Source organism: Phyllobacterium sp. P5_D12 (assembly GCF_054049495.1).
This window is the reverse complement of the sequence record NZ_JBFUMG010000624.1, coordinates 1-2,449: the sequence shown is the minus strand read 5'-3', so window position 1 is coordinate 2,449 and position 2,449 is coordinate 1. Positions and strand designations below refer to the sequence as shown.

Sequence of the window (2,449 nt, the reverse complement as noted above, 5' to 3'; positions counted from 1 at the left end):
GAGTGGGGCGGGTTCTGGTCGTAGAAGAGTGCGCCGTTATCGCGCAACTTCGCTGCAGTCGTCTTTTCCATGACCGCGAAAATCTCGTTGCCGTGTGGCTCCCAGGCCAGTCGAACATTGCCTGATGCAGCAATGTGGTCAGCCATGCGCCGGGCCATGCTGTTGGAGTGCCTTGCCAAGTCCTGCCATAGGTCGTCTTTGAAATAGGCTTCGAACTGGACCGCGATGAAGCGCGATTTCGAAAAGAGCTGTGCAGCCCGCTGGCGAATAAAGGGAAAGGCCTCTGCGCGCGCCGGATCCATGAAGACAAGGGCTTCGGCGCACCAGCAGCCATTCTTCGTGCCGCCGAAGGAGAGGATGTCAACACCTTGCCGCCAAGTCATGTCCGCAGGGGAGCAGCCGAGCGAAACCAGTGCGTTGGCAAAACGCGCGCCATCCATATGCAGTGGCAGCTGGTTTTCGCGGCAAACCGCCGATATCGCCGCGATTTCACCGGGCTCGTAAAGCGTACCGCTCTCGGTCAGTTGTGTTATGGAAACTGCCATCGGTTGGCCGGTGCGGACATTGTTATATCCAGCCATCGCTTTTTTGAGATTGTTTACATCAATGCGTCCGAGCGGCCCATCGACCGGGTGCAGCCTGGCACCGCCGGTCAGATATTCGGGTGCTCCGCCTTCGTCCGCGATCGTGTGTGCCTCCCGATGAGCGAACGTCACACCACCCGGCTTCGCGATAGCTGCCTGCGCCAGTGAATTTGCTGCCGTGCCGGTGCCGACAAAAAAAACTGCAACGTCYCGCTCGAATATCTCGTTGAACGTCTGTGCGACTGCTTTGTCGAGAGCACTTGTGCCATAGGCGGCGGCAAAGCCATCCGCATGTTTGCTCAAACTCTCGGCAATCTTCGGGTGGGCTCCGGCCCAATTATCGGAAGCAAAATGCATAATCGACCTTACGATTTTCCACTGACGCGCAAACGCATACGCCTTTCATCTGCTGGTGAAAAGGGAGCGGGAGATGCTCTCGATGTGGAAGTGGCTGTTTATCCTTCAACTTTTAGGGGAAATCGCGCGTTTTGAAACTAACGGCATACTTTTGAAGCGTTATGCGCAATGATATTTCGTGTGATGCAGATTTTTTTTGCTTTTCCATCTTGTTTGTTTGGAATAATTCTGGCATACGATAATAAGACAGCATTGCTGTCCTATTTGTGCGAACTGAGAACAAGGATGGTGAGCAGGTGCTTCCGTCCTTATAATGGTGACCGCAACCCGTACCGGAAGATATGCCGCATGAAGCGGGACTGGAATTATGGTATTCCGTCTCCTGCGGATAATCCCAAAAACCGAAACGGTTTTTGAAAAGGATTATCCGCAAAATTTAAATGCTGCTGCGTCCTTTACGCGTCTAAGAGACGCGTGGCGCAGCAGGAGAAATTACCGCCCGCCGAGGGCGCCAAACGGAGGAATTGACGATGTCGGATTTGACGCCATCTGTAACGACTGAACTCGCTCAGGCCGTACAGAATCGTGCGGTCAAAACCAATAAATCGTCAGGTTTTCCTGTCCGACAAGGCCTTTACGACCCGCGCAACGAACATGATGCCTGCGGCGTCGGCTTCATCGCGCATATGAAGGGCGTGAAGTCGCACAAGGTCATCGAAGACGGGCTTTTCATGCTCGAAAACCTCACTCATCGCGGGGCTGTGGGCGCGGATCCTTTGATGGGCGATGGTGCCGGGCTGCTCGTGCAGATCCCGGATGCCTTCTTCCGTGCCGACTGGGCCGAAAAAGGCGTCGAGCTTCCTCCTGTCAACCACTATGCCGTCGGCTATCTATTCATGCCGCAGGACCCTGAAGAGCGCGCGCATATCGAGGCGGTGATCACCGAAGTTATCGCGTCCGAAGGACAGTCGCTTATCGGATTCCGCGATGTTCCCGTCGACAACTCGTCCTTGTCCAAAGCACCCCACATTGCTGCGACAGAGCCATTCCACCGGCAGGTCTTTATCGGCCGTAACCCCAACATCGAAACCAACGAGGATTTCGAGGGTCGCCTCTATGTTCTGCGCAAGGTGATTTCGAACCGCATCTATCAGGAGAATGGCGGCAGGGAGAGCGATTTCTACGTCGTTTCCATGTCGGCGCGCACGATCGTCTACAAGGGCATGTTCCTCGCTTATCAGGTCGGCGCCTATTACAAGGACCTGAAGGATCCGCGTTTCGAAAGCGCGGTGGCGCTGGTGCATCAGCGGTTTTCCACGAACACGTTTCCGTCATGGAAGCTCGCGCACCCTTATCGCATGGTGGCGCATAACGGCGAAATCAACACGCTGCGCGGCAACGTCAACTGGATGGCGGCGCGGCAGGCTTCGGTCGACAGCGAGTACTTTGGCAATGATATTTCCAAGCTCTGGCCCATATCCTATGAAGGCCAGTCGGACACAGCATGT

At 55.2% G+C, this 2,449-nt stretch carries 1 protein-coding gene and 1 pseudogene; one reads left to right on the top strand and one right to left on the bottom strand.

Annotation, left to right across the window (positions count from 1 at the left end):
• Positions 1-941, bottom strand: a 941-nt coding sequence (locus ACXJ5O_RS24390) for a threonine aldolase family protein (protein ID WP_457302160.1), incomplete at its 3' end; no start/stop codon positions are given.
• 530 nt (positions 942-1,471) lie between these two features.
• Here ACXJ5O_RS24390 and ACXJ5O_RS24385 point away from each other — a divergent pair.
• Positions 1,472-2,449: pseudogene (locus ACXJ5O_RS24385) on the top strand (glutamate synthase subunit alpha); the annotation flags it as partial.